The 2,398-nt window shown below is 68.9% G+C and carries 2 protein-coding genes; one reads left to right on the plus strand and one right to left on the minus strand.

Going from position 1 to position 2,398, the window contains the following annotated elements:
* The first annotated feature begins 209 nt into the window (after window positions 1-209).
* The gene (locus QH270_RS31185; protein ID WP_280347974.1) at window positions 210-1,181 is read left to right on the plus strand and encodes an o-succinylbenzoate synthase; all 972 of its coding nucleotides are present in this window, start codon (window positions 210-212) and stop codon (window positions 1,179-1,181) included.
* Here QH270_RS31185 and QH270_RS31190 read toward each other — a convergent pair.
* Window positions 1,174-2,103: a hypothetical protein gene (locus QH270_RS31190; protein ID WP_280347975.1), complete on the minus strand. Its 930-nt coding sequence runs from the start codon at window positions 2,101-2,103 to the stop codon at window positions 1,174-1,176. The two genes, QH270_RS31185 and QH270_RS31190, sit on opposite strands and share 8 nt — an antisense overlap.
* Window positions 2,104-2,398: the final 295 nt, after the last annotated feature.

A 2,398-nucleotide genomic window follows, 5' to 3' on the forward strand; every position in this document is an offset into this window, starting at 1 on the left:
GGGGGCTCGTGGCGCGCCCGGTGGTGTGTGCCTCCCACCGGCCGGCCGGGGGGCGGCGGCGGGGGGGCCGGCCACACCTGCCCCCCCGGGGGGGGGGGGGCGTTCCCCCCGGGGGCGCGGGGGCGCCGCCCACACCCCCACAAAATTCAACCGGCTAAACCCCCGCCCGCGGGCCCCCCCCGGGCCCCCGCCGCACCTACGATCGAGGCGTGGACTTCGAGACTTTCGTGTATGCGATTCCGCTGCGGACGCGGTTTCGGGGGATCACCGTGCGCGAGGGGATGTTGCTCAGGGGCGCGGCGGGGTGGGGTGAGTTCTGCGCGTTTCCCGAGTACGACGACCGGGAGGCGGCCGGGTGGTTGGCCACCGCGGTCGAGCAGGCGACCGTCGGGTGGCCGGCGCCGGTGCGGGAGCGCGTGCCGGTGAATTGCATTGTGCCCGCGGTTGATCCGGAGCGGGCCGGGCGGATCGTGCGGGAATCGGGGTGTGCGACGGCGAAGGTGAAGGTGGCCGATCACCCGGATTCGCTGCCGGCGGACCTGGCCAGGGTGGCGGCCGTGCGCGAGGCGATCGGGTCGTCGGGCGCGATCCGGGTGGACGCCAACGCGGTGTGGGATGTGGCGACCGCCGTGCGGCACATCGCGGAGATCGATCGGGCGGCCGGCGGCTTGGAATACGTGGAACAGCCGTGCCGCACGGTCGAGGAGCTGGCCGAGGTCCGGCGGCGGATCGCGGTGCCGATCGCGGCGGACGAGTCGATCCGACGCGCGGAAGATCCGCTGCGGGTCGCGGTCGCGGGGGCCGCCGACGTGGCAGTCCTCAAGTGCACACCGCTGGGCGGAGTGCGGCGGGCGCTGGCGGTCGCGGACGCGGCCGGGCTGCCGACGGTGGTGTCGTCGGCGCTGGAGACCAGCGTCGGGCTGGCCGCGCAGATCGCCCTCGCCGGGGCTCTGCCTCAGCTCGACTTCGCCTGCGGTTTGGGCACTCTCGCTCTCTTCGAGGGTGATCTCGTTCGCGATTCGCTGCTGCCCGAGAACGGGTGGCTGCGAGTTCCCACCAGCGCACCCGAGCCGGACCCCGCGCTGCTCGACCGGTACCGCCATCCCGATCCCGCGCGGACCGAGTGGTGGTTGCGGCGATATGAGCGAGTCGGCGCGCTACTCGCCGAAACGCCTATTTGAAAACGCTGAGCGCGCCGATATTCGAGTCGATGTACCCGTACGCGCCACTGTCGCCGTAGATGCCGTCGTCACAATCGACGGACGCCCAGACACCCAGATTCAGCGTATAGACACTGCCGGGCTTCATCGTCCACAGCACCTCGAGCGACGGATCCAGCTGGAAGCCCTCCCCCAGCCCACCGCCCTGGTCCACCTCACCATTGCTGCGCCGCATACGCCACATCTTGTTGGACGCGAAAGTCAGCAGGTTGCCGTTCTCCAAGACGGTCAACTCGACGCCGCCCTCGGTCGTGGCATCACCGTTTCCGGGCGCCGCCAGCACGGAGTATTCGTTCCGCACCCAGCGCAGCGAGCGACCCATCACATAGACCGGCGTGGTCGAATTGACATCGGCCACGGTGAGAACGACACCGACCCCGGCATGCGCGTCCAGCCAGGCGACATCCCGGCTGACGGCCGCGCTGATGCCCGCGTAGCCGTTGTTGCCGGGGCTACCCTTGTGCGCGGCATCCGAAAGCGAATACGCCCCACCATGATTCGACCAACGCCAGTCGAAATGAAAAGGCGCCCAGAAGATCTTCGTCGCGTTGCCGAATCGGAACATGCCTGCGGTGCGGACCAATTGCGCGTCCATCGGCGCCGGGTCGGCGAGTTCCGTGTTCAGCTCGACCGAGGACAGCCGCTTCCGCGCCTCGTCGAACGCGCGCGCGGACTCCGCGTCGGCCTCGATCTGACGGCGATAGTGCTCCTTTTCCGCGACCCGGAATTCTTCGTGCCGAGACCTCAGCGCACGGCGCTTCTCGGCCCGCTCGGTCGCACGCCGGACGAGAGTGTCCACTGATTTCTCGACTACGCCGCGCATGTCCTCCGGCGCGCTGTCGTCGTAGTTGATTTCCGCGGTTGAAGTTTTCGCGTATCCCATTTCCGCCACCTTCGATCGTCGACACGGCCGATTCCGCCGGCGCCCTGGAGACGGTCGGCAGTAGCCACGTTCGTTCAGTTGCGGGCCCGATGATCAACACACTGATTGTCCTCCCCTGACATCGTTGTGTCACCGATGATTTCGCTGCCTAAGCAGATACTTCGGGGCGCGGGCGGAGCGGCCGCCCACGGTCGGCGCGGGGCCCCCCCCCCCCATATGTTTTTGACAAAAGAATTTTGGGGGAAAGTTAAAGGCAAGACCGCCGGCCGCACCCACCACGCGCACCGGTGGGTGT

This window comes from Nocardia neocaledoniensis (genome assembly GCF_029868625.1).
Lineage (GTDB): Bacteria > Actinomycetota > Actinomycetes > Mycobacteriales > Mycobacteriaceae > Nocardia > Nocardia neocaledoniensis_A.